Annotated in this window: 26 protein-coding genes; 19 read left to right on the top strand and 7 right to left on the bottom strand. The window is 68.4% G+C overall.

What is annotated here, in order from left to right; translation table 11 throughout:
- Window positions 1-70 precede the first annotated feature (70 nt).
- Window positions 71-538 (bottom strand): DUF3576 domain-containing protein, encoded by a 468-nt coding sequence (locus tag RSP45_RS10160; RefSeq protein ID WP_415391845.1) that lies wholly within the window; start codon window positions 536-538, stop codon window positions 71-73.
- A gap of 300 nt (window positions 539-838) precedes the next feature.
- Between RSP45_RS10160 and RSP45_RS10155 the strand changes: the two genes are divergently transcribed.
- Both RSP45_RS10155 and RSP45_RS10150 read left to right on the top strand, forming a co-directional pair.
- Window positions 839-1,927, top strand: a complete 1,089-nt coding sequence (locus tag RSP45_RS10155; RefSeq protein WP_415391844.1) for a porin — start codon at window positions 839-841, stop codon at window positions 1,925-1,927.
- 83 nt (window positions 1,928-2,010) lie between these two features.
- Window positions 2,011-2,670: a YggS family pyridoxal phosphate-dependent enzyme gene (locus RSP45_RS10150; RefSeq protein ID WP_415391843.1), complete on the top strand. Its 660-nt coding sequence runs from the start codon at window positions 2,011-2,013 to the stop codon at window positions 2,668-2,670.
- A gap of 771 nt (window positions 2,671-3,441) precedes the next feature.
- On the opposite strand, the gene RSP45_RS10145 is transcribed toward RSP45_RS10150, so the two are convergent.
- Window positions 3,442-5,028 carry a PAS-domain containing protein gene (locus tag RSP45_RS10145; protein ID WP_415391842.1) on the bottom strand — a complete coding sequence of 529 codons (1,587 nt, stop codon included), beginning with the start codon at window positions 5,026-5,028 and terminating at the stop codon, window positions 3,442-3,444.
- Window positions 5,029-5,105: 77 nt separating this feature from the next.
- A complete protein-coding gene (locus tag RSP45_RS10140) occupies window positions 5,106-6,479 on the bottom strand; it encodes an ActS/PrrB/RegB family redox-sensitive histidine kinase (protein ID WP_415391841.1) in 1,374 nt (457 codons plus the stop codon).
- 72 nt (window positions 6,480-6,551) lie between these two features.
- On the opposite strand from RSP45_RS10140, the gene RSP45_RS10135 reads away from it, so the two are divergent.
- From RSP45_RS10135 to RSP45_RS10125, 3 genes are all read left to right on the top strand, one after another.
- Window positions 6,552-7,178 carry an SCO family protein gene (locus RSP45_RS10135; RefSeq protein WP_415391840.1) on the top strand — a complete coding sequence of 209 codons (627 nt, stop codon included), beginning with the start codon at window positions 6,552-6,554 and terminating at the stop codon, window positions 7,176-7,178.
- Window positions 7,179-7,238: 60 nt separating this feature from the next.
- A complete protein-coding gene (locus tag RSP45_RS10130) occupies window positions 7,239-7,823 on the top strand; it encodes an ActR/PrrA/RegA family redox response regulator transcription factor (RefSeq protein ID WP_415394044.1) in 585 nt (194 codons plus the stop codon).
- 74 nt (window positions 7,824-7,897) lie between these two features.
- Window positions 7,898-8,230, top strand: a complete 333-nt coding sequence (locus tag RSP45_RS10125; RefSeq protein WP_415391839.1) for an H-NS family nucleoid-associated regulatory protein — start codon at window positions 7,898-7,900, stop codon at window positions 8,228-8,230.
- A 38-nt stretch (window positions 8,231-8,268) separates the two neighbouring features.
- Here the strand turns inward: RSP45_RS10125 and RSP45_RS10120 are convergent, their stop codons facing one another.
- The 3 genes from RSP45_RS10120 to RSP45_RS10110 form a co-directional block, all read right to left on the bottom strand.
- Complete coding sequence (locus RSP45_RS10120; RefSeq protein ID WP_415391838.1) at window positions 8,269-8,862, bottom strand: HD domain-containing protein; 594 nt, start codon at window positions 8,860-8,862, stop codon at window positions 8,269-8,271.
- A 103-nt stretch (window positions 8,863-8,965) separates the two neighbouring features.
- The gene (secB, locus tag RSP45_RS10115) at window positions 8,966-9,505 is read right to left on the bottom strand and encodes a protein-export chaperone SecB (protein ID WP_415391837.1); all 540 of its coding nucleotides are present in this window, start codon (window positions 9,503-9,505) and stop codon (window positions 8,966-8,968) included.
- 55 nt (window positions 9,506-9,560) lie between these two features.
- On the bottom strand, window positions 9,561-10,097 hold the full coding sequence (locus tag RSP45_RS10110) for an FxsA family protein (RefSeq protein WP_415391836.1): 537 nt from the start codon (window positions 10,095-10,097) through the stop codon (window positions 9,561-9,563).
- A gap of 124 nt (window positions 10,098-10,221) precedes the next feature.
- Between RSP45_RS10110 and RSP45_RS10105 the strand changes: the two genes are divergently transcribed.
- The 14 genes from RSP45_RS10105 to RSP45_RS10040 all read left to right on the top strand — a co-directional run bounded on the left by RSP45_RS10105 (window position 10,222) and on the right by RSP45_RS10040 (window position 25,700).
- Entirely contained in the window at window positions 10,222-10,866 is a 645-nt protein-coding gene (locus RSP45_RS10105; protein ID WP_073065344.1) for a Tim44/TimA family putative adaptor protein, read from the top strand.
- Window position 10,867: 1 nt separating this feature from the next.
- Window positions 10,868-11,491 (top strand): Smr/MutS family protein, encoded by a 624-nt coding sequence (locus RSP45_RS10100; RefSeq protein ID WP_415391835.1) that lies wholly within the window; start codon window positions 10,868-10,870, stop codon window positions 11,489-11,491.
- 116 nt (window positions 11,492-11,607) lie between these two features.
- Complete coding sequence (locus tag RSP45_RS10095) at window positions 11,608-12,501, top strand: calcium-binding protein (protein WP_415391834.1); 894 nt, start codon at window positions 11,608-11,610, stop codon at window positions 12,499-12,501.
- A gap of 147 nt (window positions 12,502-12,648) precedes the next feature.
- On the top strand, window positions 12,649-12,918 hold the full coding sequence (rpsO, locus tag RSP45_RS10090) for a 30S ribosomal protein S15 (RefSeq protein ID WP_073065350.1): 270 nt from the start codon (window positions 12,649-12,651) through the stop codon (window positions 12,916-12,918).
- 164 nt (window positions 12,919-13,082) lie between these two features.
- Window positions 13,083-13,580: a hypothetical protein gene (locus tag RSP45_RS10085; protein WP_415391833.1), complete on the top strand. Its 498-nt coding sequence runs from the start codon at window positions 13,083-13,085 to the stop codon at window positions 13,578-13,580.
- 244 nt (window positions 13,581-13,824) lie between these two features.
- On the top strand, window positions 13,825-15,969 hold the full coding sequence (pnp, locus tag RSP45_RS10080) for a polyribonucleotide nucleotidyltransferase (protein ID WP_415391832.1): 2,145 nt from the start codon (window positions 13,825-13,827) through the stop codon (window positions 15,967-15,969).
- A gap of 30 nt (window positions 15,970-15,999) precedes the next feature.
- The gene (locus RSP45_RS10075; RefSeq protein WP_415391831.1) at window positions 16,000-16,785 is read left to right on the top strand and encodes a glycosyltransferase family 25 protein; all 786 of its coding nucleotides are present in this window, start codon (window positions 16,000-16,002) and stop codon (window positions 16,783-16,785) included.
- A 1-nt stretch (window position 16,786) separates the two neighbouring features.
- A complete protein-coding gene (locus RSP45_RS10070) occupies window positions 16,787-17,683 on the top strand; it encodes a hypothetical protein (protein WP_415391830.1) in 897 nt (298 codons plus the stop codon).
- 28 nt (window positions 17,684-17,711) lie between these two features.
- Entirely contained in the window at window positions 17,712-18,440 is a 729-nt protein-coding gene (locus RSP45_RS10065; protein WP_415391829.1) for a hypothetical protein, read from the top strand.
- Window positions 18,437-19,246 carry a glycosyltransferase family 2 protein gene (locus tag RSP45_RS10060; protein WP_415391828.1) on the top strand — a complete coding sequence of 270 codons (810 nt, stop codon included), beginning with the start codon at window positions 18,437-18,439 and terminating at the stop codon, window positions 19,244-19,246. Before RSP45_RS10065 ends, RSP45_RS10060 begins: the two co-directional genes overlap by 4 nt.
- Before the next feature lie 9 nt (window positions 19,247-19,255).
- Window positions 19,256-20,170 carry an ROK family protein gene (locus tag RSP45_RS10055; RefSeq protein ID WP_415391827.1) on the top strand — a complete coding sequence of 305 codons (915 nt, stop codon included), beginning with the start codon at window positions 19,256-19,258 and terminating at the stop codon, window positions 20,168-20,170.
- Complete coding sequence (locus tag RSP45_RS10050; protein ID WP_415391826.1) at window positions 20,158-21,279, top strand: N-acetylglucosamine-6-phosphate deacetylase; 1,122 nt, start codon at window positions 20,158-20,160, stop codon at window positions 21,277-21,279. The genes RSP45_RS10055 and RSP45_RS10050 overlap by 13 nt, the downstream gene beginning before the upstream one ends.
- Window positions 21,280-21,327: 48 nt before the next feature.
- Window positions 21,328-22,572 carry an efflux RND transporter periplasmic adaptor subunit gene (locus tag RSP45_RS10045; protein ID WP_415391825.1) on the top strand — a complete coding sequence of 415 codons (1,245 nt, stop codon included), beginning with the start codon at window positions 21,328-21,330 and terminating at the stop codon, window positions 22,570-22,572.
- Entirely contained in the window at window positions 22,572-25,700 is a 3,129-nt protein-coding gene (locus RSP45_RS10040; protein ID WP_415391824.1) for an efflux RND transporter permease subunit, read from the top strand. Before RSP45_RS10045 ends, RSP45_RS10040 begins: the two co-directional genes overlap by 1 nt.
- A gap of 62 nt (window positions 25,701-25,762) precedes the next feature.
- Here the strand turns inward: RSP45_RS10040 and RSP45_RS10035 are convergent, their stop codons facing one another.
- Entirely contained in the window at window positions 25,763-26,785 is a 1,023-nt protein-coding gene (locus tag RSP45_RS10035; RefSeq protein WP_073065608.1) for an aspartate-semialdehyde dehydrogenase, read from the bottom strand.
- Between the last annotated feature and the right edge of the window lie 92 nt (window positions 26,786-26,877).

Here is a 26,877-nt window from a genome sequence, read left to right as displayed (position 1 = left end):
CCGCGCGTCCAGCGCCAGCTTGGCCCGCGCCTCAGGCGCCACCTTGCCCGCGTCCAGCGCCAGCTGAAACCTACAGCCGCCCGTCGCGCACCCGCAGCTGCCGCGCCCGGGTCAGGATCGCGTCTTCCACCGCGCGCACCGTGTCGGGCGCCACCGCCGTTCCCCCCGGCCCCTGCAGCGACAGCCGCAGCGAGCGCGCGTCCAGCGCCGGATCGGTCACCTGCACCGTGGCCCGATAGGCCCGCCCGCCACCCGGAGGCGTGCCATACCCCGTCACGATCACCCCGGTGAACGGGTCGATCGACTGCACCGGCAGGAAGTTCAGCACCTCGAGAGAGGCGTTCCAAAGGTAGCGGTTCACCGCCACCGCCTCGTTCGGGCTGCGGCGGCTGCCGAAAATATCCCAGATCGTGCCGCTTTCATTGCGCATGTCGGGATCGACGCGCTCGGTCCTGGGGCGCTGGTCGCCGCTGCACGCGGAGAGAGCCGCGCAAAGCGCCACTGCACCCGCCAGAGTCGCGGCTTTTGCGATGTTCATGCGGTCCCTCATCCTTGACCCCGGTCTTGCCCGGCCCGCGGGCCGGACCCTTGCGCCTGCTTTAGCGCGGATCGAGGCATCCCGACAAGCGGCCAGTCGCAGCGCTCCCACGTCCCAGATCACGGGTGCCGCATTGGTTCCATCAAAAAACTGTGGCCCCGCTGCATCACAACCGTGCCGAAAAGCTGCGGTCCGGGGCGCAAGCGTTGCATCGTGGCGGGGGACGGGCGAATTAATGCCTCATACCCAAGGCGGTAAAGCCGGTTTGGGCATCAGAGAGAGACAAGAGGGAACTTGATCATGAAAAAGGCTCTTCTCGCCACGACCGCCCTGGTGCTGTCCGCTGGCGTCGCCGCCGCCGACGTGACCATCTCGGGTTACGGCCGGACCGGTATCATCTACTACGAAGACGGCTATCCCCTTGGCGGTGGCGTGGTCGCAGATAAAGACACTCAGGTCATCTCGCGGCTGCGGATGAACGTTGACGCCACCACTGAGACCGACGCCGGTGTCGAGTTCGGTGGTCGTCTGCGCTTCCAGTGGGACCAGAACGCAGGTTCGGGTCGGGATGCCCTTCGCGAGCAGGCCGGCAAGCTGTGGATCAGCGCCCAAGGCCTGACCGTCGAGATCGGTAACATCGAAACCGCGATCGACTCGTCCAGCCTGATCTACGCGACCGAACTGGGCGCCTTTGACCGTTCCGTCGGGTTCTCGGACGTGACCGGCAACTTCTTTGCTTACACCGACGGCTATGCCAACGCTGGCCGTGTCGGCGTGGGCGCCGCTTACACCTTTGGCGATCTGACTGTGCGGGCCTCCTATATCAATCCCGACCAGACCCGTGATCTGATCGTGGGCGAAGAGAAAGAAATCGGCCTGCTCGCCGAATACACTTGGAACGACCAACTGGAACTGTCGGCTGCTTACACTCAGAATGGCGCTGGCATCGACGACAACGACATCTTCTTTGTTGGCGCTCGTTTTGCCGTCATGGAGAACGCCCGTATCGGCCTGAACTATGTCGATGCTGGTGAGGGTGTGCTGCGGCCGGGGACTGAGGCTGTTCCCGGGACCGACCCCACGCTCATCTATGATGAAGACGGCACTACTATTATTGGCATCGAGCCCGGCACTCCCGCGGTGGCAGCCACTGCGCCCGTCATCGGTGACGGTAAAACCTTCGCGCTGTATGGCGACTACACTCTCGCCGACGGCCTGACCAACATCGAAGCCTATGTTGCTCGTAACGATCAGGACTGGCGTGCGACCAAAACCGCCTATGGTATCGGCGTGAACTACGACCTCGGCGGCGCGCGTCTGGGCGCCTCGGTCCAGCGCGACTACGACGAACTGGTCACCGCCGACATGGGTGTCCGCTTCAACTTCTGATCCGCGGATCGGTTGCAAGATCGGAAAGAGCGGGCCAAGCGCCCGCTCTTTTTCTTTTCCGCCTGTCGGGTTAGGGGGACACCATGGGACTGACCGAAATCCGCCAGCAGATCGACCGCGCCTGTGCCGCCGCCGGGCGCGATCCGGCCGAGGTGACGCTGATCGCCGTCAGCAAGCTGCAGCCCGACGACCGCGTGACCGCCGCGCTTGACGCCGGCCAGCGCGTGTTCGGCGAAAACTACGTGCAAGAGGCGCAGCGCAAATGGCCCGCGCTGCGCGACCGCTGGGGCCAGGTCGAGCTGCACCTGATCGGCCCGCTGCAGACCAACAAGGCCCGCGCCGCGGTCGAGCTGTTCGACGCGATCCACAGCCTCGACCGCCCCTCGCTCGCGCAGCGGCTGGCGCGGATCGTGCAGGACACCGGCCGCGCGCCGCAGCTGTTCGTGCAGGTCAACACCGGGGACGAGCCGCAAAAGGCCGGCATTGCCCCCGCGCAGGCCGACGGCTTCATCGCCGAATGCCGCGCGCTGGACCTGCCCGTCACCGGCTGCATGTGCATCCCCCCGGACGCCCAGGACCCCCGCCCGCATTTCCGCCTGCTGCGCGAGATCGCCACAAGGAACGGCCTGCCCGCCCTGTCCATGGGCATGAGCGCCGATTTCGAGACCGCGATCTCCGAAGGAGCCACCCACATCCGCATCGGCAGCGCCATCTTCGGCGCGCGGCCTAAGGCGGGGGCGTAACTGCTACGTCGAAGGGCGCCATTATCGGCGCTTGCGATGTTGCGGGGGAGATAGGCTGGTGACCGCGCCTGCCTCGCTGCTCCGAGGCGAGGCTCCTGGACCGGCCAGAATGACCAGCTCCCGCGGCGGGGGGCTTGCGTCGCCCCTTGCCGTATGGGCCGCCATCTCGGCGTCGTAGCCGTCCCTCCGGGCCGGGACGCCATGACCGACGCTTGGGGCGTCGCAGGGATTCGGCCCTGCACCCGGAGGTGTTCCGCCGCCCAGTGGCACGGTTTACGGCCGCCAGGTGGAATAACCAGCTTCGCGGCTACGGGCTTCTTTCAGTCCTTGCCGTATTGGTAGCGTCATCTTCGACGGCCGACCCGCGACGGAGCCGTAGCCGTTCCGCCGGGCCGGGACGCCATAACCGGCACTTGGGGTAGGATTCAGCCCGGCAACCGACCGCGTTTCACGGTCCCCAGGTGCGACCTCCGGCCTCTGGCCGGAATAACCGGCTTTGCGGCCTCACGGGGATTCGGTCCGCTACCCGTATCTGCTTCGCAGTCGCATGGGGAAGTTCCCGGGCCCGCGAGGTCCTGGACCCGGGCGGAATGGTGATCCTGCAGCGTGGCGAAGGATTTGGCGGGGACAACCGCTCCCGCCCTGCCGTCCCAACGCGCGACTCCTTGACCTGCGCGGAGTAACCGGCCCGGTGGTCACATAGCGGGCTCGCCTGGCACCGCGCTCGTCTCGCTGCCCAACGCGCGGTTCCCGCCGCTGAAGCCCCCGCCCTCAGCGCCCGGCTGCCGTCTTCCCCGGCAGATGCGCTGCGTCGCTGTCGGCTCGGGTCTGCGGGCTTGGCTCGGCCCCTGCCGGCGCCCCCGCGCCAGAGATTGCCGCGGTGAAGCTGACCATGCGGCGGCCGCCAGAGAGGGGGCGGACTCGCCACCACAGCAGCCGCTGTTCCGGGCCGGCGATCGCGCCCTGCAGGGGGGCGTCGCCGCGGTCGGCCGCCAGGGCGCGGCGCAGGTTCTGGAAGCCGGGGCTGTCCGCGGCGGTGCTGCGCCACAGCTCGAGATAGCCGCGCAGGCTTTGGGCCGCCTCGGGTCCCCAGGTGTCGTCAAAGGCGCGGTTGGCGCCCAGCACCCGCCCCTCGCCGTCGAAGATCGCCACCGCCGCGTCGATCCCGTCCAGGATCTCGGCCCCCAGCGACAGCTCGGCGCGAAAGCGGCGGGTCAGCGCGATCTCGCTGGAGATATCCTCGAACAGAAAGGCGATGGCGCCGTCCGGGTGCGGGCGGCCGGTGACCCGATAGGTCTGGCCGCCCGGCAGGTTCCAGGTTTCCACATGCAGCCCCGACGCCGCCCCCGCCTCGAGCGAGGCCATGGAGTTGCGCCAGCCGTTGTAATCCTTGGGCTCGGGGACCATCCGCAGCTCTCGCAGCCCGTCCAGCAGCGCAAACAGCGTCGGCCGTGCCGCCAGGAAGCCGATGTTGAGCCGGGTGAGGTCGATCAGCGCCGGGTTGAACAGCTGCAACCTGCGGTCGCGGTCGAAGATCGCCAGCCCGATCGGCAGGTCGGCAAAGGTCTTGGTCAGCGTCTGCACGAAATCGCGCAGGCTGCGTTCGGCCCGCACCGCGTCGTCGGCGGGCACCGCGAACACCGCGCGCTGGTCCCCGGAGGGCTGCAGGTGGCAGTCGAACCAGCGCACCCGGTCGTCGCTGCGCAGCTCGGCGCGGGGCGTGCCCTCGGCGTCAGTGGGCAGGGCGATCAGCCGGGGCAGGGGCCAGCTGGTCCGGTCGGGGTGGCGGGCCTCGGCTTCCTGCAGATAGGCGGCGTTGGCCCAGGTCACGCGGCCGTCGCCATCCTCGCGCCAGATCAGCACCGGGGCGCGGTCGACCGATTCGCGCAGCACCGCGAGCTCATCCTCCATCGCCGCCAGCGCATGTGCGTTCACCACGATTCCGGCCTGTTCCAGCGAGGGGTCGACCAGCTGCACCCGCAGGAGCCCGTGCCCCGCATCCTCGATATCCAGCCGCAACCCCGAGAGGCCGGGCCCGGCGCGCAGGCTGGCCGCGCCCTCGATCGCGGCAAGCTCCAGCAGCGACTGCGGCGACTCGAAGCGCTGCGCCAGCCAGCCCCACAGCCGCGCCCAGTCGTCGTCGCCCGGCAGCGCCTCGAGCAGCGAGCGTGCGGGCGCGGTGGCGTCGACCAGCCGCCGGTCCCGGAACAGCAGCGCTACCGGCTCTGCCATCGGCCGGGCGGCCAGCGTCGAACCGGGAAGGGGGGCGCGGAACAGGCGGTGCGCCAGCGCCAGTCCCAGCAGGACCGAGACCACTCCCGCGAAGATCGCGGCCGCCACAGTGTAACCGTCCGTCATCGCCCGCCTTTCCGCGTTGCACCCGGAAAGAATGATAGCACCCTTCGCCTTAAGGAATGGTTAATCGGCGCCGGCGGTCAACCGGAGATTGTCGGGTTCGGCCCCAGCGCCACCCGGTCGTCGGCCAGCAGCGCCGCCATCGGCCAGGTCACCAGCGCGGTGGCGCCGTCGCGGTTGACGAACTTCACCGTGCCGCCGCTGCGTTCCAGCAGGGTGCGGGCGATGAACAGCCCCAGCCCCATGCCTTCGTAGGAATCGCCCTGGGTGCCGGCCTTGCGGGTGGTCAGATAGGGCTCGCCCAGCCGGGCCAGCAGATGCGGCGGATAGCCCGGGCCGTCGTCGTGGATGGCGATGCGGATGCGGCCGTCGCCGTGGCTGGCCTGCACCTCGACGGTGTCGGCGGCGAAATCCACGGCGTTCTGCACCAGGTTACGCAGCGCGTGGATCAGCCCGGCCTCGCGCCGCACGATCAGCGCGCCGGTCTCGCCGAGGTTCATGCGGATATGCGCGCCGCGCTGCTGGTGGGGGGCGGCGGCCTCGGCCAGCAGGTCCGACAGCGGCGCCGAGTGCAGCAGCAGGTCGTCCTTGCCGGCCTTGCCCATGCTGCGCATGATGTCGCGGCAGCGGTCGGCGGACCGGCGCAGCTCGGCCAGGTCGTCGGCCACGTCGGGGCGGTCGCCCAGATCCTCGGCCAGCTCGGCGGCGATCAGCTTGATGGTGGCCAGCGGCGTGCCCATTTCATGGGCGGCGGCGGCGACGACCCCGCCCAGGTGCTGAAGGCGCTGTTCGCGTTCCAGCCCCATCTGGGTGGCCGCCAGCGCCGCCGAGGTCGCCATCAGGTCGGCCGACACCCGATAGACGAAGGCCGCGAAAAAGGCTCCGCCGATGAACAGCTCGAGCACCCGCCCGACATACAGCGCCAGCTCTGGTCGCAGCGGCGTGTCGGGCAGGAAGCTCAGCGGCACCGAGACGGTGGTCATCAGCACCAGCATCACCGCGGTGGACCCCGCCAGCATCAGGATATGGCGCAGCGGCAGCACGCTGGCGCCGATGGTCAGCGGCGCCAGCACGAACAGCGCGAACGGGTTCATGATGCCGCCGGTCAGGGTCAGCACCATCCCGGTCTGCACCGTGTCGAAGGCCAGCTGCGCCAGCGCCCGGTCGGTATCCGCGCGCCGCGCCCGCTGCGCCAGCCGCAGGTTCAGCACCACCGCGATGCCCATCACCGCCATCACCGGGATCAGCGGGAACCGCGCCCCCAGCGCCCAGGCCCCCGCCACCACCGACGCCTGCCCCGCCAGCGCGATCCATCGCGAGGCGATCAGCGTGCGCGGCCGGATCGGCCCGCGCCAGGCCATCCGGGGCAGGGCCACCGGCCGGGCCGCCCGCTGCGCGGGGTCCGGCGGTGGTGTAGCGCTGCCGTCACGGCGCGGGGAAGTCTGTGGCATCATTACGGTCTCGCCTAATCTGCTGAAAATTGATACCCGGCCCCAGCGGGTCACGGCAATGCTGAGGAACGGAAAATGACGGAACGCCGATTGATGCTTCTGGGGGTGCTGGCGACGCTGCTGGTGCTGGTCACGGGCTGGATGTGGCTGCGGCCGGCGGACGGGGACCAATTCGCGCAATGCCGCCGCTCGACCGTGGCCGGGGGAACCGAGGCGCTGGGCGGCAGCTTTACCCTGACCGACGAAAACGGGCAGCGGGTAACCGATCAGCAGGTCTTCGACCGGCCGACGATCCTTTACATGGGCTATACCTATTGCCCCGATGTCTGCCCGATGGATACCGCGCGCAATGCCGCGGCGGTCGATGTGCTTGCGGAACGCGGTATCTCGGTCAAGCCGGTATTCGTTTCGGTCGATCCGGCCCGCGATACGCCGGAACAGCTGCGCTTCTTTACCGATGCGATCCACCCCGAAATGCTGGGGCTGACCGGCAGTATCGAGGAAGTGACCGCGGTCAGCCAGGCCTGGCGCGGCTATTTCCGCATCAATGATTCCGAGGACAAGGAGAACTATCTGGTCGATCATACGACCAACAGTTTCCTGGTGTTGCCCGGCCACGGCACGGTCGAGTTCTTCACCAGGGAGGTCAGCCCCGAAGAGATGGCGGACCGCGTCGCCTGCTTCGTCGAGGCCGCTGGATAAGTGGCAAATTGACGCGGGCGCGATTTGCGCGATAATGGAAAGACGACAAGCGAGAATGGCATGACAGCAGATAACTCCACGCTTCCGGGGGATGCAGGGAAAGAACCTCTGCCCATTGGCGACGACCCCAGCCTGCTGCTTGTTGACGATGACGAGGTATTCGTGAACCGGCTGGCACGGGCCATGGAACGCCGCGGCTTCGCCCCGCGGATCGCCACCAGCGTCGCCGCCGCGCGCGAAACCCTGGCGCAGGGGGCGCCGGCCTATGCGGTGGTGGACCTGCGGCTGGAAGATGGCAGCGGCCTGGATGTCGTCGACGTGCTGCGGGCGCAGCGCGAGAATTGCCGCATTGTCGTGCTGACCGGATATGGCGCAATTGCCACCGCGGTGGCGGCGGTCAAGGCCGGGGCTGCCGATTACCTGCCCAAGCCCGCCGATGCCGACGAAGTGACGAATGCATTGCTGGCGCAGGTCTCGCGTTTCCCGCCGCCGCCGGAAAATCCGATGTCGGCCGATCGCGTGCGCTGGGAACATATCCAGCGGGTCTATGAACAATGCGACCGCAATGTCAGCGAAACCGCGCGGCGCCTGCATATGCATCGCCGGACATTGCAGCGGATATTGGCCAAACGCGGTCCTCGGTGATATCTGCCCTTGCGGGATAGTGCGGAATTTGTCATTCGCTGGTCATTAATGATTTCCCGCGAAAGGAATGATCCGTGGAAATTGATATCGACAACATGTCGCTGGATGATCTGCGCGCGCTGAAGACGCGCGTTGATCGCGCCATTGCCTCGTTCGACGCCCGCCGCCGGAAAGAGGCGCTGGCCGCGGCCGAGCGTGCGGCGCGCGAACTTGGCTTCAACCTGTCCGAACTGACCGGGACCGGCCGCGGCCGCCGCAATGCGGGCGGTGCCGCCGGGGGCGAGCGGGCGGCGAAATACGTCCACCCCGCCGACGCGACCCAGACCTGGTCCGGCCGCGGCCGTCGCCCGCGCTGGGTGACCGAGCAGCTGGAAGCCGGGCGCAGCCTGGACGATCTTCTGGCCTGAGGCTGCCGGGGCGGCGGACGCCGGGCCTTGCCTGAGGCTCAGCCGTCCAGCCGCGCCATCAGCGCCTCAAAGCGCGCAAGGAACGCCGCGCGGGTTTCGGCCGGCGGGCGCAGCCGCAGGCTCAGCCCCTCGGTGCTGACGCCGCGGGGCAGGGGGAACAGCCGCTCGGCCTCGGCCGGGGTGAAGCCGGCGATCCCCACCGCCTCGAGCCGGGCCGAGATGCGGTCGGCGCGCTTGATCTGCGTGCGCACCGCCGCCGGAATGACCGCGGGCAGGCCAAAGCGGCGGTGCACCGCCGCAGCGATCCGCGCGTCCATGTCCTGATATTCCCGCCCCAGCGCCGCCTTGACCGGCGAGATCATGTCCCCGATCACATATTCGGGCGCATCATGCAGCAGCGCCGCGAGCTGCCAGCGCGGATGCGTGCCGGGGTCCAGCCGGGTCAGGATTTCCTCGACCAGCAGGGAATGTTCGGCGACGGTATAGGCCCAGTCGCCGCGGGTCTGCCCGTTCCAGCGCGCCACGAACGCCAGCCCGTGGGCGATGTCCTCGATCTCGATATCCATCGGCGTGGGGTCCAGCAGGTCCAGCCTGCGTCCCGACAGCATCCGCTGCCATGCCCGTTTCGCCATCACGCGGCCCCTTTGCTGCGGGTTGTGCCGAGGCAGGGAAAAAAGGCCGCCCGGCGGGGCGGCCTGATCTGCGCGGTGCCGGCCACTGCCGGGGCCGCCATGGTCAGGACAGGGGCTGGCCTTCGGGGCGGCCGCCCTGCGCCTGCTGGGCGCGGCGGGCGAGTTCCTGGCGATACAGCGCCACGAAGTCGATCGGGTCCATGTTGAACGGCGGGAAACCCCCGTCGCGGATGATGTCCGCCAGCACCCGGCGCACAAAGGGAAACAGCATCCGCGGGCATTCGATCATCAGGAACGGATGCAGCTGATCCTCGGGGACGCCCTCGATCTGGAACACGCCGGCGTAATCCAGCTCGCACAGGAACATGGTGGATTTGTCGTTCGAGTTCACCGAATTGACCCGGTATTTGCAGATCACCTCATATTGGTGATCGGCCGGGCGCTTGCGGGCGTCCAGGCTGACCTGCACCTGCATTTCCGGGGCAACCTCACCGCCGATGCCCTTTTGCGCCACGATGTTTTCAAAGGACAGGTCGCGGATATATTGCGCGAGGATGTTCATCCGCACCGCGGGCGGCTGCGCCTGCTGCCCGTCTGCGGGCTGCGCGCCCGCGGGGGCGCCGTTGGTGGTGTCGTCGGTCATGTCGATCCTCGCGTCAGCGTTTCGCCCCGGGTGTTACCACCCCGGGCCCGCGCGCTCAATGCCGGGTCCAGCCCGAAGGCGGGCCGCGGCGGCCGCCCGGGCCCTGCGGCGGCGTCGGCCCCGCATCGGGGTGGTCGTAATCCGGGGGCGGGACATCCTCGTCGGTTTCCTCGACCACCACATATTCCGCGTCGATCACCGGCGGGCGGTGCGGCTGTTCCGGCGGCCAGCCCGGGCGGGTGCCGCGGGCACTGGCGGCGGCCGAGGCCCGCACCCGCCGCCCCAGCAACCCCAGCAGCGCCGAGCGCACCGGCGGGATCAGCAGCAGGATCCCCAGCGCATCGGTGAAGAATCCCGGCAGCACCAGCAGCCCGCCGCCGATCATCGCCAGCGCCCCGTGCGCCAAGGGCCGGCCGGGGTCGCGGAAATCCTCGACCGCGCGCTGCAGGTCGACCATGGCCGCCATGCCCTGCAGCCGCATCGCCCAGATCCCGATCATCGCCGACAGCACCACCCACAGGATGGTGGCGGCGACGCCGATCTCCGAGCCGATCTCGATGAACAGCGCGATCTCGACGATCGGCCAGAGCACGAGCAATATCAGTAACCACATCGTTGAACCCCGCAGTAGGGCCGCAACTGGACTCGCGGCCTGCTGCCACCTACATAGTCAGGCATCGCCGTCACGCCAGACCAATCGCCCGAGGCCCCGCCCCATGTCCAATTCGATGCTTCAGATTCTGGTCCTGGCGGCCATCGCGGTGTTCCTGATCCTGCGGCTGCGCAACGTGCTGGGCACGCGCGAGGGGTTCGAGCCGCCGCGCCAGCCCACGCCGCTGTCGCGCCCCACGCTGCGGACCGTGACCGCCGAGCCTGAAAGCGACATCCTGGACCACGTCGAGGCCGGCACCCCCGAGGCCGAGGCCCTGGCCGCCATGCACCGGGTCGAGCCGCAATTCGCCGTCGGCCCGTTCCTGTCGGGCGCGAAACAGGCGTATGAGATGATCCTGACCGGGTTCGAGCGCGGCGAGATCGAGGAGATCCGCCCGTTCCTGTCCCCCGCCGTGGCCGAGGCCTTCGACGCGGTGATCGCCGACCGCACCGCCCGCGGCATCACCACCCAGATGCAGTATCTGGGCACCCGCGAAACCGCCGTGCAGGGCGCCAGCTTCGATCCGGCGACCGGGGTGGCGACGGTCTCGGTCCGCTTCGTGGGCGAGCTGATCGCGGCGCATCGCGATGCCTCGGGCGAGGTGATCGAGGGCGACCCCAAGGCCGCCCGCAAGCAGCGCGACATCTGGACCTTTGAGCGCCGGATGGGTCAGGACGACCCGAACTGGCAGCTGGTCGCCACCGCCTGACATGGCCCGCCGCCGCAACCGGGGCGGGCTGTCGGACGAGGACCGGGCACTCTGGGCGCAGGTCGCGCGCAGCATCACCCCCATGGCGGAACGCCAGCGCCGCAAGATCGAGACCCCGCCGCCCGCACCCACACCCCCGGCCCCCGCAGCGGCGCCAGCCCCTGCATCGCGCCCGCTGCCGCCCGGCTTTGGCATCGGTCGCAGCGCCGCGCCCCTGCCGGTGCATGTGGCGCGGGTCCTTTCGCCTGCCCAGCGGCTGGCCGAACAGCCGCTGCAGATGGATGCGCGCACCCACCGCTCGCTGACCCGCGGCAAGCTGCGCCCGGATGCGCGGCTGGACCTGCACGGGATGACGCTTTCCGTCGCCAAGGCCGAGCTGACCGGCTTTGTCCTGCGCGCGCAGGCGGCGGGGCAGCGGCTGGTGCTGGTGATCACCGGCAAGGGCGAACGCGGCAGCGACGACCGCGGCCCGCTGCCGGTCCGCAACGGGGCGCTGCGCCACGAGGTGCCGCACTGGCTGGCGATGGCGCCGCTGTCGCGGGCGGTGCTGCAGGTGGTGCCCGCCCATGTCCGCCACGGCGGCGGCGGCGCCTATTACGTCTGGCTGCGGCGTCCTCGGGGCTAACCCGTTAATCCTTAACGGACATTCCGGGTGATCGCAGGCGGGTTCGGGGCTAGAACCGAGTCGTGGCGTCTGCGCCGCCTGTTGCCGAGGTCGTGATTATGCTAGTGCTGCTCGGGTTGACCAGCTTGGTGATGCTGGCCGTGGCTTTCGATTTCATGTCGGACGACGACATGGACGAAAGCCAGCCCGGCGGATTGGACCCCGAGGACCCTGACGACACCGAAACTCCGGGGCAGCTGATCGAGGGCGGCGACGACGGCGTGTGGCTGGACGGCACCGCCGGCAACGACACCATCCTGGCGGGGTCAGGCCCCGACGACATCCGCGCCGGCGCCGGGGATGACTGGGTGCACGGCGGCGCCGGCGACGACGTGATCCATGGCGACTGGACCACCACCGGCTTTGGCAACGACACGCTGCTGGGCGGCGCCGGCGACGACCTGATCTCTGGCGAGGGCGGCGACGACAGCATCGAGGGCGGATCGGGCAACGACACGCTGTTCGGGGGCGAGGGTGACGACCAGCTTGACGGCGGCGCCGGCGACGACTGGCTGCACGGCGGCCCGGGCAACGACACGCTGCGCGCCGGTCCCGGCAGCGACGACCTGGAGGGGGCCGAGGGCGACGACCTGCTGATCGCCGACGAGGACGACCTGTTCCGCGACTGGCTGCATGGGGGCGAGGGCGACGACACGCTGGTCGGGAATGCGGATGACTGGCTGGAAGGCGGGCCGGGCAGCGACCTGTTCCAGCTGCCCGCCGGTGCGGCGCCCGAGCGTCCGCCCGCCACCATCGCCGATTTCGACGCCGCCGAGGACCGGATCGAGCTGCTGCTGGCGCCCGAAGACCTGTCCGCCGCGGTGGTGGCAATCGAGCAGCAGCCCGACGGCTCGGCGCTGATCCGGCTGAACGGCTCGCCGGTCGCGCATGTGCAGACCGCTGCCGGGCTGACTCCCGCGCATGTGACGCTGGCGCTGGCCCTGCCTGCGGCCCAGCCGGCCCCCGGCTGACCGGGCTTGCTGACCGGGCTTTCCTTTCGGCCCTGCCTGCCCTATACGCGCCCGATCCATCCAAACCGAATCGGGCGGATCACTCCACGGGCCTGCGCTGGACGACATCCCGGCCTGTGCCATCACCCTTTTGTTCAGGAGACCACGATGTCGATCACCGTCGAAGAAAAAGCCCGCGTCATGGGCGAATACGCCACCAAGAAAGGCGACACCGGCTCGCCCGAGGTGCAGGTGGCGATCCTCAGCTCGCGCATTGCGACGCTGACCGAGCATTTCAAGACCCACAAGAAGGACAACCACTCGCGTCGTGGCCTTCTGATGATGGTCGCGCAGCGCCGCAAGCTGCTGGACTACCTCAAGCGCAAGGACGAGCAGCGCTATACCGACCTGATCGCGCGGCTGGGCCTGCGCCGCTGATCGCATCAGGCGCATCGGTTCTGGAACGCCCGCGGCAATTGCCGCGGGCGTTTTTCATTGCGGCGCCCCGGGCGGCGATATCCGTTAAAATGCCGTTAATTCGAATCTGGATTCCGGGGGGCGGCGCCCTAATGCTCGGTCCGTAGTCAGTCGGAGTATACGTCATGTTGATCAACACGACCCTCAAGACCGTCGGATCGCTGCTGGGCATCGGCGCGACCACCCCCGCCGCTTCTGCCACCGGTCGGGCCGCCACCCCGCCGGGCCCGCCCGCCGCTGCCTCGCCGCCGCAGACGGCCGCGGCGACGCCGCTGCCCCCGCTGGGCGAGGCGGCGCGGTTCGACATTTCGCCCGAGGGGTTGCAGGCCGCGCAGCAACCCGCCGCTGCCGGTGCTGCGGCCGCCAGTGCTGGGGCTGCCAGTGCTGGGGCTGCGACCGCGGCCAGCCCGGCAGCAACCTCCGCCCGCCCCGCCGTCCCGGTTCCAGACGACGAGGCCGCCGCCCGCGCCTGGGCCATCCGCGCGCAGGCCGGCGAAAGCAGCCTCGATATGCTCACCCGCATCGCCAGGCTGGCCGAGCGCCCTTGGCCCACCGACAAGGCCGTGGACACCGCTCGCCAGGCCGACGAGGCTGCCGAACGCAAGACTCTCGCCATCGCCTGACCCTCGCTTTCCTCGCGGCGCCGGAGGTGTGCGGGCGGCAGCCTTGGCGGTTTGCCGCCCGCCCCCATTCCGCCCGCCCGCGCCGATGTCGAATCCCTTTCCTTGCGCCGCATTTTCCGCTATGGCCCGCCAATCTGTGACGTGCGGCCAGCCCCCGGCCGCGTGCAAAGGATAGGGGGCGGCGGCAATGGGGCCGCCACATGACACGGGCGGCCGGAGGGCCGGCGCGCCCAGAGGAAATCATATGTTCGACGAAGTGAAGAAATCGATCCAGTGGGGCCAGGAAACCCTGACGCTGGAAACGGGCAAGGTTGCCCGCCAGGCCGACGGCTCGGTCATCGCCACGCTGGGCGAGACCTCGGTCATGGCCAACGTGACGTTCGCGAAAGAGCCGAAGCCGGGGCAGGACTTCTTCCCCCTGACCGTGCATTACCAGGAAAAATACTACGCGGCCGGCAAGATCCCCGGCGGGTTCTTCAAGCGCGAGGCGCGGCCCACCGAAAAGGAAACCCTGACCGCGCGTCTGATCGACCGTCCGATCCGCCCGCTGTTCGCCCCCGGCTTCAAGCACGAAGTGCTGGTGATGTGCACGGTGCTGTCGCATGATCTGGTCAACGACCCCGATATCGTCGCGATGATCGCCGCCTCGGCCGCGCTGACCCTGTCGGGCGTGCCCTTCATGGGCCCGATCGCCGGCGCCCGCGTCGGTTTCGCCAACGGCGAATACGTGCTGAACCCCGAGGTCGCCGACATGGACCGCCTGCGCTCGAACCCCGAGCAGCGGCTGGACCTGGTGGTCGCCGGCACCCGCGATGCGGTGATGATGGTCGAATCCGAAGCCTATGAGCTGACCGAAGAGGAAATGCTCGGCGCGGTGAAGTTCGGGCACGAGCAGATGCAGCCGGTGATCGACCTGATCGTCGAGCTGGCCGAAGCCGCCGCGAAAGAGCCCTTCCCCTTCCAGTCGCCGGATTATTCCGCGCTGTACGAGCGGGTGCGGGCGCTGGGCGAGGCTGACATGCGCGCCGCCTATGGCATCTTCAACAAGGCCGAGCGCCGCGACGCCATCGAGGCCGCGCAGCTCAAGATCAAGGACGGCCTGACCGAGGATGAACTCGCCGACCCGAACCTGGGCTCGGCGCTGAAAAAGCTGGAATCGGGCATCCTGCGCGGCGACATCATCCGCGGCGGCGCCCGGATCGACGGCCGCGACAACCGCACCGTCCGCGCCATCCGCTCGGAAGTCGGGATCCTGCCGCGCACCCACGGTTCGGCGCTGTTCACCCGCGGCGAGACCCAGGCGCTGGTCGTCACCACGCTGGGCACCGGCGATGACGAACAGATCATCGACGCGCTGCACGGCAATTTCCGCGAAAACTTCCTGCTGCACTACAACTTCCCGCCCTATTCCGTGGGCGAGGTCGGCCGTGTCGGCAGCCCCGGCCGGCGCGAGATCGGCCACGGCAAGCTGGCCTGGCGCGCGCTGCAGGCGGTGCTGCCCAGCCCGACCGACTTCCCCTATACCATCCGCGTGGTGTCCGAGATCACCGAATCCAACGGCTCGTCGTCGATGGCTTCGGTCTGCGGCGGCTCGCTGTCGATGATGGACGCGGGCGTGCCGCTGAAGGCGCCGGTCGCGGGCGTGGCCATGGGCCTGGTGCTGGAAGACGCCGACAACTGGGCGGTGCTGACCGACATCCTGGGCGATGAGGATCACCTGGGCGACATGGACTTCAAGGTCGCCGGGACCGAGAACGGCATCACCAGCCTGCAGATGGACATCAAGGTCCAGGGCATCACCCCGGCGATCATGGAACAGGCGCTGGCGCAGGCGAAAGACGGCCGGATGCACATCCTGGCCGAGATGGGCAAGGCCCTGACCGAAGGCCGGCGCGAGTTTTCCGCCCACGCCCCGCGGATCGAGACCATGACCATCCCCACCGACAAGATCCGCGAAGTGATCGGCTCGGGCGGCAAGGTCATCCGCGAGATCGTCGAGGTCTCGGGCGCCAAGGTCGACATCAACGACGACGGCACCATCAAGATCGCCTCGGCCAACGCCGATGCCATCAAGAAGGCCTACGACATGATCCACTCGATCGTGGCCGAGCCCGAAGAGGGCCAGATCTACACCGGCAAGGTGGTGAAGCTGGTCGATTTCGGCGCCTTCGTGAACTTCTTCGGCAAGCGCGACGGCCTGGTCCACGTCTCCCAGATCGCCAGCCGCCGCCTGACCCACCCCAACGAGCTGCTGAAAGAGGGGCAAGAGGTCAAGGTCAAGCTGCTGGGCTTCGACGACCGCGGCAAGGTGCGCCTGGGCATGAAGATGGTCGACCAGGAAACCGGCGAGGAGATCTCGGCGGAGAAGCGGGATGAGTCGGCCGAGTGAGCCGCGGTTTGATTGATTGGAGCCCCGGCGATGCCGGGGCTCCTTTATTATCTGCTTGAGGTTACCACGGTGCAGACGGATTGGCCGGTTTTCGTGTTGACGCTGGAGGGCGACGAGGAACGCCGCCAGCCATTGCTGGATCAGCTCAAGGAAATGGGCTTGCAATGGCGGCTGATATTTGGCGTTGATGGGCGTAAGGGGTTGCCTGCTGAGTATGAAGCGATGATCGATCGCGAAGCTGCCCATGTCAAATTAAAGCGTCCGATGACGGACTCCGAATTTGCCTGTGCTTTGTCGCACCGTCGAATTTACAATATTATTACGGACGAGGAACTTGCTGGAGCAGTCGTGCTTGAGGATGATGCGATCCTGACGCCGGACTTTCCAGACTTTATACGGGCAGGACACCATTTGACGGATACATTGGCCTTGCTTTACCATTATTCTGGGCGCGCACTGCCTTGGCAGCGACAAAATGTTGGGCGGTGGGTGATGCATCGTCCGACAAGGCGAGCCTCAGGTTGCACCGGTTACACATTATCCCTGATTATGGCCCGCGAACTTCTACGTGCGACAACTCCTGTCAGCTGCGTTTCTGACTGGCCCGTGGACCTGTATCATTCGCGGGCTTGGTTGGTCGCCCCCCGCATTGTACATCATGCCCCTCCCGGGCAGGGGCCATCGCATTTGGAAGGGGAGCGGGCTGCCGCAGAAATGCTGCTGCAACGTGGAAAAAAGAACCCTGCCCGCTTTTTTAAAGTAAATTATTACCGCGGCCTTCTCCGGCGCAGGCTAGCGCGCCGAGTGGAATCCTAGAATGACTCCATCAGACTATATAGCGCGTGCCGGCCTATCGTTGCGGCCGCTACCGGAGGCGCTGACCGGTCCGCGCGAAAGGATCGTTGCGCACCTGCGCCGCCCAGAGGGCGTCGATCTGACCTGCACGGCCGATCTCAAGCAAGAGATCGCGCTTTACGAAAGCCCGCAAGGCGAGCCGCCGCTTTTCGTTTCCTATTACACCACCGATACACCCTACGAGGCGCTCGCGGCCGATCTGCGAGCTTCGCTCGACCGCCATGGGCTGCCGCACCGGATCGCGCCTGTGGCCTCGAAAGGTTCCTGGGTCGCCAATACCGGCCTGAAGGCGCGCGTGATCGAAGCGGCCTGGCGCGAAAGCGGCCGTCCGATCTGCTGGATTGACGCCGATGCGGCGATCCTGCGCCCGCCCACCTTCCTGATGGGCAACCCTTTCGATATCGCGTTCGTCCGCCGTGCCGGATGGGAAGATATTTCCTATCTCATTTACCTCAATGCCACCGAAGCGGCAGGCAAGGTGCTGGAGGAATGGGTGCGGCTTTGCGACGAGCATCCAAATATCTGGGATCAGGTTCTTTTCAGTCTGGCCTGGTTTCGGACCGCCCGCGATACGGCGTTGGCAACCCAGTGGTTGAATGGTGGCGTGTCTCGCATTCCCCGCCCCAAGATCCGGGACTTGCGGGACCAGATCCTCTACTATCCGTTCGGACGCAAGATCAGGCCCTTCATCGACCAGAAACAGGCATCACGCCGGCTCAAGGCTTATATGAACGCTTCGGCACGCCCCAAGGACGAAATTGGCAGCGACGATCTGAGCCCCGGCTATCGGGCGGCGCTGGCAGAGTGTGATTTCAGTTTCGATCCGCAACTCCACGCGGTCGTTGCGCGGCGGTCATAGGCACATGGTCCGGCGCAGGAAAACCCGGTTGGAGCGTCTGCTGTCGCTCAACCAGCACCGCAAGCGCTGGGGCGCGCGGCGGCATGTGGTCGCGGACCCTGATCTGGCGGCGATGCGCGAGCGGGTCATCGACGCGGGCGAGGCGGTGCAGACGCGGGGGTCGGAAAAATCGCTCGACCGGCATCTGGCGAACCTGCGCTGCGAGTTTTCCGGTCAGTCAGAACTACTTTTCCACCACGCGGCGCTGATCGTCCTTATCCGGCGCGAAGTCCGTTCGGCCGAGAATGTGGAGCGGTTCATCACGCTCTGGACGCAAGAGGCAGGGTTCCTGTGCCGGAATCTGAACCTGCGCTGGCTGATCTCGGCCGCAGACACTTTTGCCGAGCACGCCCCGGACCCGCAGGCCTGCGCAATCGGAATGATGGCCTCGCTTCTGGGCAATACCGTCAAGGTCGGCGAATCCGACCGTTATATCCGCGGAGCCGAGGCGCTGGCGCCATTGCCGGGCCGGATCGAGACGCTGCAGACCGAACTGGTCCCGCTGTTCGAGGGAATGTCGGTGTTTACGGTCGGCACCGATGATACGCTACGCAACATGTATTGGCGGTTGGAGCCGTTTTTCGCCTATGGCCCCGCCGGGATGATATTCAAGACAGTTTACGACCGGATGCAGGTGAATGACACGGCTTTCGCCCGACTGCGCGCGCTGCATCACCGCGCCCGCACCGGCTGGTGGAACGAAGGGACGGATGAATGATCCTGCCGGTTTCTGCATTCGTGGTCTGTCAGAACGAAGAGCGCGTCATCGAGAATTGCATCCGCAGCGTCTCGTTTTGTGCCGAAATCGTCGTGGTCGATTCCGGTTCCACCGACGCTACCCTGAAGATATTGCAGCGGCTCCAGGATGAAGGGCTGCCGCTGAAGATCCTGCACGAGAAATGGCGCGGATTTGGTGCGCAGAAACAATTCGCGCTGGACCAGTGCACGCAGGACTGGTGCCTCAGCATCGACAGCGACGAGAGGGTCAGCCCCAAGCTGGCCGCCGCTCTGCCCGCGCTGCTGCAGCAACCCGAGGTCGATGGCTGGCGGCTGACCCGATATGACTATCTGCCCGGCTACGGTTTCGTGCCGCCCGCCGCGCATGAACGCTATCATAACCGATTGTTTCGGCGGGGGAGCGGGCGATTCGATCCCACCGACCTAGTGCACGAGGGCATCAGGATCGACGGCGACGTCCGCAAGGCGTCCCCCGGGGGGCTGCTGCATTTCAGCCCGCTGACTCTGGGCGAGCAAATCGAAAAGAAGAACAAGTATTCGTCGCTCAAGGCGGAAATGAAGGCGCTGCGCGGCGCCGCACCCAGCCCCCTGAAAATGCTGGTCAGCCCGCCCATGTTCTTCCTGAAATGGTATTTCGGCCATGGAATGTGGCGCTGCGGCTGGCTGGGCTTCATTCACGCCATGCAGGGCGCGATCTACTCCTTCCTCACCGAGGCGAAGCGTTATGAGAACGCGGCGATCCGGCGGGTGCCGCCGGTCGAGCCGGCGGATGTCTCGAGATACTAGCGAGGGACCATGATCTGCGGCGGGCTCGACATCGGCGGCACCAAGATCGAGGCGCGGCTGTTCGGGCCGGGGATGGAACCGGGCGGCAGCCGGCGGGTGGAAACGCCGCGCAGTGACGCGGAGGCGTTCTTTGCGGCGCTGGCGGCGCAGGTGGCGTGGCTGCGCGGGCAAGGCGGGACCGGGCTGCCCATCGGCATCGCCATGTCGGGGGTGGTTCAGCCGGACAGCGGCCTCGTCCACGCCGCCAACCTGCCGATTGGCGGCGAGCATATGGCAAGCCGCCTGCGCGAGATCGCCGGGCGGGCGCTGCCGGTGATGAACGACGCCATGGCGCTGGCGTTTTCGGAAGCGAACGGCGGCGCGGGCAGTGCCACGGGGGCCTCGGTCGGGCTGGTGCTGGGCACGGGGCTGGCGGCGGGGCTGTGTCTCGACGGCCGGCCGGCGCCGCGCCACGGCGGCATCGCGGTCGAGCTTGGCCATTGCGGGATGCCGGCGCGGGCCTTGGCGCGGCACGGGCTGGGGCTGTGGCCCTGCGGCTGCGGGCGGCAGGGCTGCATTGAAAGCTATGTCGCGGGGCCCGGGCTGGCGCGGCTGGCCGATGGAATGGGGATCCCCGGCGGCGCCAGGGCGCTGGCAGACGCGCCCGGCGCCGAGGCGGTGCTGGACATCTGGGCCGATCTCGCCGCCGAGGCGCTGGAGGTGCTGCAGATGACCCTCGCCCCGCCGGTGGTGGTGCTGGGCGGCGGGTTGTCGCGGATGCCGGGGGTGGTGGCGCGGCTGGAACGCGCGCTGGCCCCGCGGCTGATGGCGGGGGTGCCGCCGCCGGCGCTGCGGCTGGCGCGGTTCGGGGATGCCAGCGGCGTGCGCGGCGCGGCGCTGCTGGCGCTGCGCGAGGCCGAGGAGGGCGCGGCATGGACGCGCTGATCGCCCCGGCGCTGACCTGGGTGGAGGGTGCGCTGCGCCCCGGGCTGGGGCTGCGCATCCGCGGCGGGCGCATCGAATCGGTGGCGCCGCTGGCGGGGGCGACGCCGGACCTGCGCGTGCATCTGGCGATGCCGGGGCCGACCGACCTGCAGGTGAACGGCGGCGGGGGCGTGCTGTTCAACGCGGACCCCTCGGCCGCGGGCATCGCCGCCATCCGCGCCGCGCATCGCCGCCTTGGCACCCACGCGATCCTGCCCACCGTGATCACCGACGCCCCCGAGGTGCTGGACGCCGCCGCCGATGCGGTGATCGCCGCGCGCGGCCAGCCGGGCATCGAGGGCATTCATATCGAGGGCCCCCACATCGCCCCCGAGCGCCGCGGCACCCACGACCCAAGCCATATCCGGCCGCTGGACGTGCGCACGCTGGCGGTGCTGGAACGGCTGCGCGCGGCGGGGGTGCCGGTATTGCTGACGCTGGCGCCGGAACTCGCCGATCCCGCGCTGCTGGCGCGGGCGCGGGCGCTGGGGGTGGTGCTGTCGGCCGGGCATTCCTCGGCCAGCGCCGATGAGGCCGGGGCGGCATTTGGCCGCGGCATCACCATGGCCACGCATCTGTTCAACGCCATGCCGCCCCTGCACCACCGCGCCCCGGGGCTGGCGGCGGCGGCGATCCTGTCGGACGCGTGGCTGGGGATGATCGCCGACGGGCTGCATGTGGACTGGCCGATGCTGCGGCTGGCGATCGCGGCGCGGCCGCAGCGGGAACAGGGGCCGGGGCGCTGCTTCCTGGTTTCGGACGCGATGCCCACCGTGGGCGGGCCGGATCAGTTCACCCTGTATGGCAAGCGGATCCGGCTGGAAAACGGGCGTCTGGTCAACGATCAGGGTGCGCTGGCCGGGGCGCATCTGGACATGATGACGGCGCTGGCCCGGCTGCATCTTCTGGGCGGCGTGGCGCTAAAGGACTGCATCGCCATGGCGACCGATGCCCCGCGCGCGGCGATGGGGCTGGCGCCGCTGCGCATCGCCCCCGGCACCCCCGCCGGCGCGGTGGCGGTGCTGGACGCGGGGCTGGGGTTCGCCGGCTGGCTCGACGCGCCGGGTTGACGCATTCGTGTGCTTGCCCGGGCCCGGCGCGCCTGCGATGTTGCGCGCATGACCGACCGGACGCGCTTTCGCCACCTCATGTCGATCCGCCGCGGCGCTTTTCCGATGCTGGCCACCGTGCTGGCGCTGGGCGCCGGGCCAGCCGCGGCGCAGGTCCCCGGTCCCGCCCCGGGACCCGGCGCGCAGGCCCCGCGCGAGGTCGGGGTGATGCCGCTTGGCCGCGCCACCGTGCCGGTCACCGTCACCCTGCCCGGCCGCGCCGTCGCCTATCAGGAAACCGCCATCCGCCCGCAGGTCGGCGGCGAGATCGTCGAGATCGCCTATCAGCCCGGCCGCCAGGTCAAGGCCGGCACCGTGCTGTTCCGGCTGGATGCCGACCAGCTGTCCGCCACGCTGTCGGCGGCGGAAGCCGCCGTGACCAGCGCCGAGGCCGCGGTCGAGGGCGCCAGCGCCACCGTCGCCCGCTATGACCGGCTGTCGGGCACCGGGGTCAGCCGGGCCGAACTGGAATCGGCGCAGGTAGCGCTGGCCAATGCCCGCGCCGCGCTGTCGCGGGCCGAGGCGGAACGCGAGCTGGCGCAGCTGGCGGTGGACCGCACCGCCATCCGCAGCCCCATCGACGGAATCGCCGATATCGCCCGGGTCTCGGTCGGGGATCTGGTGACCGCGAGCCAGGCCGATCCGCTGACCACCGTTACCCAGCTGGACCCGATCTATGTCGATGTCACGGAATCGCGCGCCACCGTGCTGCGCAACCGCGAGCGTCACGTCCAGGGCACGCTGATCCGTTCCACGGGGCCCGAGGCGCAGCTGATCCTCGAGACCGGGCAGGTCCATCCGCAGCCGGGGCAGATCGTGGCGCCGGGGCGGCAGGTGTCGCCCACCACCGGCACTGTGCCCTTTCGCTGGCAGTTCCCCAACCCCGACCGGCTGATCCTGCCCGGGCAGTTCATCCGCGTGCGCATGACCATCGGCCAGGTGGAAGGGGTGCTGGTCCCGCAGGGCCCGACCCGGCGCGCCGCCACCGGGCAGCTGACCGCCTTCTTCGCCCGCGACGGCGTGGCCGAGGAGGTGGTGCTGACCGAGGTCGGCACCCATGAGGGCAACTGGATCGTGACCGAGGGCGCGGCCGAGGGCGACCTGCTGATCCTCGACGGGCTGACCAATCTCAACCACGGGCAGGCGATCACCACCATTCCCGTGACCATCGACGCCGAGGGCGTGGTGCGCGAGGTCGAGCCGGCCGAGACCGCGGCCGCCGCCGCGGCCACCCCCGCCGCCGCGGCGAACTGATGGCGCAGTTCTTCATCCATCGCCCGGTCTTCGCCTGGGTGCTGGCGATCGTGACGATGCTGGCCGGGCTGTGGGGGCTGCTGAACCTGCCGGTGTCGCAATATCCCGACATCGCGCCCACCACCGTGCGGATCAGCGCCAGCTATCCCGGCGCCACCGCCGCGGCGGTGCAGAACTCGGTCACCACCCAGATCGAGGATACGCTGACCGGGCTGGAAGGGCTGCTCTATTTCGAATCCTCGTCGTTCAACGGGCGCTCGTCGCTGACGCTGACCTTTGACGACAGCGTGGACCCGACCGACGCGCTGAACGACGTGCAGTCGCGGGTCCGCAGCGTGGAATCGCGCCTGCCCACTCCGGTGCAGACCCGCGGCGTGTCGGTGACGCGCTCGACCTCCTCGATCCTGATGGTGGGGGCGCTGGTGTCGCCCGACGGGCGCTATTCCACCGTCGAGCTGGGCAACCTGCTGGAAGAGGTGGTCGAGGGCCCGGTCAAGCGGGTGCCGGGCGTCGGCGGCATCGACATCTTCGGCTCGGGCTACGCGATGCGGATCTGGCTGGATCCGCTGCGGCTGGCGCAATACCAGCTGACGCCGGGCGACATCACCGGGGCGGTGGCGGAACAGAACTCGACCGTCTCGGTGGGCTCGCTGGGCAGCCAGCCGGTGGTCCCGGGCCAGCAGTTCACCGCCAACATGACCGCGCAAAGCCAGCTGACCTCGGTCGAGGATTTCGAGCGGATCCTGCTGCGCACCGGCGAGGATGGCGCCTCGGTCTGGCTGAACGACGTGGCCGACATCGAGATCGGGCAGGAAGCCTATGGCGCCAACAGCCGCTTCAACGGCGCTAATGCCTCGGGGTTCGGGGTGAACCTGGAAACCGGCGCCAACGCCGTGGACACCGCCGCCGCGGTGCGCGAGGTGCTGGCCTCGCTGCAGGTGGCGCTGCCCGAGGGGGTGGACCTGCGCGTCGCCTACGACACCTCGCCCTTTGTCGAGAAATCCATCGAAAAGGTCTATCACACCCTGTTCGAGGCGGTGGCGCTGGTCATCGCGGTGATCCTGATCTTCCTGCAGAAATGGCGCGCGACCATCATCCCGGTGGTGGTGGTGCCGGTGGTGCTGCTGGGCACCTTTGCGATGCTGTTCGCGCTGGGCTATTCGATCAACACGCTGACCATGTTCGCCATGGTGCTGGCGATCGGCCTGCTGGTCGACGACGCCATCGTCGTGGTCGAGAACGTCGAGCGATTGATGCACGACCAGGGGCTGGACCAGGTGCGCGCGACCGAGATCGGGATGCGCCAGATCACCGGGGCGCTGATCGGCATCGCGGTGGTGCTGTCGGCGGTGTTCCTGCCCATGGCCTTCATGGCCGGTTCGACCGGGGTGGTCTATCGGCAGTTCTCGGTCACCATCATCACCGCGATGATGCTGTCGCTGGCGGCGGCGATGATCCTGACGCCCTCGCAGACCGCCTCGCTGCTGCGCCCGCATTCGGGCGAGGCGGGGTTCGCCCCCGCCCGCTGGTTCAACCGCGGCTTCGACCGCGTCACCGACTGGTATGTCGCGGTGGTTGCGCGCAGCGTGCACCGGCCGTTCCTGGTCATCCTGTTCTTGGTGCTGATGACCGCCGGGGTCTGGCAGCTGTTCACCCGGATGAACTCGACCTTCCTGCCGACCGAGGATCAGGGCGTGCTGATGGCGCAGATCAACCTGTCCGAGGGCTCGACCACCCAGCAGACCCTGGCCGTGGTGCAGGAGATCGAGGATTACCTGCTGAACGAGGAACCGGCCGTCGCCTCGACCTTCGGGGCGCTGGGCTTCGGGTTCTCGGGGACCGGGCAGGGGCGGGCGACGCTGTTCGTGCGGCTCAAGGATTTCGCCGAGCGCCCCGACCCCGGCCAGTCCGCCGCCGCCATCGTCCAGCGCGCGACCGAGCGTTTCGGCAACCACCGCGCCGGGCGCATCAACATCGTGCAGCCGCCACCGATCCAGGGGCTGGGCAACACCGCCGGCTTTCAGATGTATCTGATCGACCAGTCGGCGCAGGGCATCGACGCGCTGCGCGCCGCCGCCACGCAGCTTGAGGAAACCGCCCAGGCCGACTCACGGCTGACCAACATCCGCAGCTCGGGCGATCAGGACGACGCGGCGCTGCGGCTGGATATCGACGCGCAGCGGGCCGAGGCGCTTGGCCTGTCGCTGGCCGATGTGAACGGGATGCTGTCCACCATCTTTGCCGGGCGCGAGGTCAACGACTTCGCCATGGGCGCGACGCTGCGCCCGGTGATCGTGCAGGCGGCGGCGCCGTTCCGGATGCAGCCCGACGACCTCAAATCCTGGTACGCCCGCAACAATCAGGGCGAGATGGTCCCGTTCAGCGCCTTCATGTCCACCCGCTGGGAACCGATCGCGCCCCGGCTGTCGCGGTTCGAGGGCACGGACGCGATCTCGATCACCGGCAGCGAGGCGCCCGGCACCACCTCGGGCCAGGCGATGGAGGCGATGGAGGAGCTGGTCGCCCAGATGCCAGGCGGCTACGGCGTCGCCTGGACCGGCATCAGCTATCAGGAAAAACAGGCCGGCAACCAGGCGCCCTATCTTTACGCGCTGTCGGCGCTGGTGGTGTTCCTGTGCCTCGCCGCGCTTTACGAAAGCTGGACGGTACCGTTCTCGGTGATGCTGGCGGTGCCGGTGGGGGTGCTGGGCGCGGTGGTGGCGGCGCTGCTGTTCGGGCAGGCGAACGACGTGTATTTCAAGGTCGGCATCCTGACCACCATCGGCCTGGCCGCCAAGAACGCCATCCTGATCGTCGAGTTCGCCCGCGACCTCGAGGTCGGTGGCCGCTCCACCACCGAGGCCGCGATCGAGGCCGCGCGCCTGCGGCTGCGCCCGATCCTGATGACCTCGCTGGCCTTCATCCTGGGGGTGACGCCGCTGGCCATCGCCACCGGCGCCGGGGCGGCGGCGCAGAACGCCATCGGCATCGGGGTGATGGGCGGGATGATCTCGGCCACCTTCCTGGGCATCTTCATGGTGCCGGGGTTCTACGTCGCGGTGCGCCGCCTGACCGGAGGCCGGCCGCTGGCCGCCACCCGCCGTAGCGGCGAGACCCCCGCCGCCTGAGAGCGCCCATGAAAAAAGCCGCCGCGAGGGGTCGCGGCGGCTGGCAGGTCATTCCGGCCGGATCAGCCCTTTTTCAGGCAGCGGTTGCCCAGCAGTTCCGCCACCTGCACCGCGTTCAGCGCCGCGCCCTTGCGCAGGTTGTCGCTGACGCACCACAGGTTCAGCCCGTTTTCCACCGTCGGGTCCTGGCGGATGCGGCTGACATAGGTCGCGTCCTCGCCCGCGGCCTCGACCGGGGTGACGTAGCCGCCCGGCTCGCGCTTGTCGACGACCAGCACCCCGGGGGATTCGCGCAGGATGTCGCGGGCCTCGTCCTCGTCCAGGAAATCCTCGAACTCGACGTTGATCGATTCGGAATGGCCGACGAACACCGGCACCCGCACGCAGGTCGCCGTCACCTTGATCGAGGGGTCGATGATCTTCTTCGTCTCGACCACCATTTTCCATTCCTCCTTGGTCTGGCCGTCTTCCATGAAGACGTCGATCTGGGGAATGGCGTTGAAGGCGATCTGGCGCTGGAACTTGGATGGCTCGACCTCTTGGCCGGGGACATACATCCCCTTGGTCTGGTTCCACAATTCGTCCATGCCGTCCTTGCCGGCGCCGGAAACCGACTGATAGGTGCTGACCACCACCCGCCTGATCCGCGCCCGGTCGTGCAGCGGCTTCAGCGCCACCACCATCTGCGCGGTCGAGCAGTTGGGGTTGGCGATGATCATCTTACGGCGATAGCCCTCGATCGCATCGGGGTTCACCTCGGGGACGATCAGCGGCACCTCGGGGTCGTAGCGGTAAAGCGAGCTGTTATCGATCACCACGCAGCCCTGGCTGGCCGCGATCGGGGCGTATTTTTTCGTGGCGTCCGAGCCGATGGCGAACAGCGCGATGTCATAGCCGGTAAAGTCGAACCCGTCGATATCCTTGGTTTTCAGGGTCTTGTCGCCATAGCTGACCTCGGTGCCAAGGCTCCGGCGCGACGCCAGAGCCACCACCTCATCGGCTGGAAACTGGCGCTCGGCCAGAATGTTCAGCATTTCGCGGCCCACGTTGCCCGTGGCGCCCGCAACGACAACCCTGTAGCCCATCGGCATCCCTTTCAAATCAAGACGGCGGGACATAGCCGAAATTGCGCACGAAGTGAAGGTGGCGCGGTCGCAATGGGTATTTGGACCAGAAA

This window comes from Paracoccus sp. SJTW-4 (assembly GCF_047716885.1).
GTDB lineage: Bacteria > Pseudomonadota > Alphaproteobacteria > Rhodobacterales > Rhodobacteraceae > Paracoccus > Paracoccus solventivorans.
The sequence above is the reverse complement of the archived record's forward strand: the minus strand, read 5'-3'. Positions and strand labels throughout refer to the sequence as shown.

Coding starts and splice junctions, on each gene's coding strand:
- RSP45_RS10160 (WP_415391845.1), bottom strand. CDS start 538: ATGAACATCGCAAAAGCCGCGACTCTGGCGGGTGCAGTGGCGCTTTGC.
- RSP45_RS10155 (WP_415391844.1), top strand. CDS start 839: ATGAAAAAGGCTCTTCTCGCCACGACCGCCCTGGTGCTGTCCGCTGGC.
- RSP45_RS10150 (WP_415391843.1), top strand. CDS start 2,011: ATGGGACTGACCGAAATCCGCCAGCAGATCGACCGCGCCTGTGCCGCC.
- RSP45_RS10145 (WP_415391842.1), bottom strand. CDS start 5,028: ATGACGGACGGTTACACTGTGGCGGCCGCGATCTTCGCGGGAGTGGTC.
- RSP45_RS10140 (WP_415391841.1), bottom strand. CDS start 6,479: ATGATGCCACAGACTTCCCCGCGCCGTGACGGCAGCGCTACACCACCG.
- RSP45_RS10135 (WP_415391840.1), top strand. CDS start 6,552: ATGACGGAACGCCGATTGATGCTTCTGGGGGTGCTGGCGACGCTGCTG.
- RSP45_RS10130 (WP_415394044.1), top strand. CDS start 7,239: ATGACAGCAGATAACTCCACGCTTCCGGGGGATGCAGGGAAAGAACCT.
- RSP45_RS10120 (WP_415391838.1), bottom strand. CDS start 8,862: ATGGCGAAACGGGCATGGCAGCGGATGCTGTCGGGACGCAGGCTGGAC.
- secB (WP_415391837.1), bottom strand. CDS start 9,505: ATGACCGACGACACCACCAACGGCGCCCCCGCGGGCGCGCAGCCCGCA.
- RSP45_RS10105 (WP_073065344.1), top strand. CDS start 10,222: ATGTCCAATTCGATGCTTCAGATTCTGGTCCTGGCGGCCATCGCGGTG.
- RSP45_RS10100 (WP_415391835.1), top strand. CDS start 10,868: ATGGCCCGCCGCCGCAACCGGGGCGGGCTGTCGGACGAGGACCGGGCA.
- rpsO (WP_073065350.1), top strand. CDS start 12,649: ATGTCGATCACCGTCGAAGAAAAAGCCCGCGTCATGGGCGAATACGCC.
- RSP45_RS10085 (WP_415391833.1), top strand. CDS start 13,083: ATGTTGATCAACACGACCCTCAAGACCGTCGGATCGCTGCTGGGCATC.
- pnp (WP_415391832.1), top strand. CDS start 13,825: ATGTTCGACGAAGTGAAGAAATCGATCCAGTGGGGCCAGGAAACCCTG.
- RSP45_RS10075 (WP_415391831.1), top strand. CDS start 16,000: ATGCCGGGGCTCCTTTATTATCTGCTTGAGGTTACCACGGTGCAGACG.
- RSP45_RS10070 (WP_415391830.1), top strand. CDS start 16,787: ATGACTCCATCAGACTATATAGCGCGTGCCGGCCTATCGTTGCGGCCG.
- RSP45_RS10060 (WP_415391828.1), top strand. CDS start 18,437: ATGATCCTGCCGGTTTCTGCATTCGTGGTCTGTCAGAACGAAGAGCGC.
- RSP45_RS10055 (WP_415391827.1), top strand. CDS start 19,256: ATGATCTGCGGCGGGCTCGACATCGGCGGCACCAAGATCGAGGCGCGG.
- RSP45_RS10050 (WP_415391826.1), top strand. CDS start 20,158: ATGGACGCGCTGATCGCCCCGGCGCTGACCTGGGTGGAGGGTGCGCTG.
- RSP45_RS10045 (WP_415391825.1), top strand. CDS start 21,328: ATGACCGACCGGACGCGCTTTCGCCACCTCATGTCGATCCGCCGCGGC.
- RSP45_RS10040 (WP_415391824.1), top strand. CDS start 22,572: ATGGCGCAGTTCTTCATCCATCGCCCGGTCTTCGCCTGGGTGCTGGCG.
- RSP45_RS10035 (WP_073065608.1), bottom strand. CDS start 26,785: ATGGGCTACAGGGTTGTCGTTGCGGGCGCCACGGGCAACGTGGGCCGC.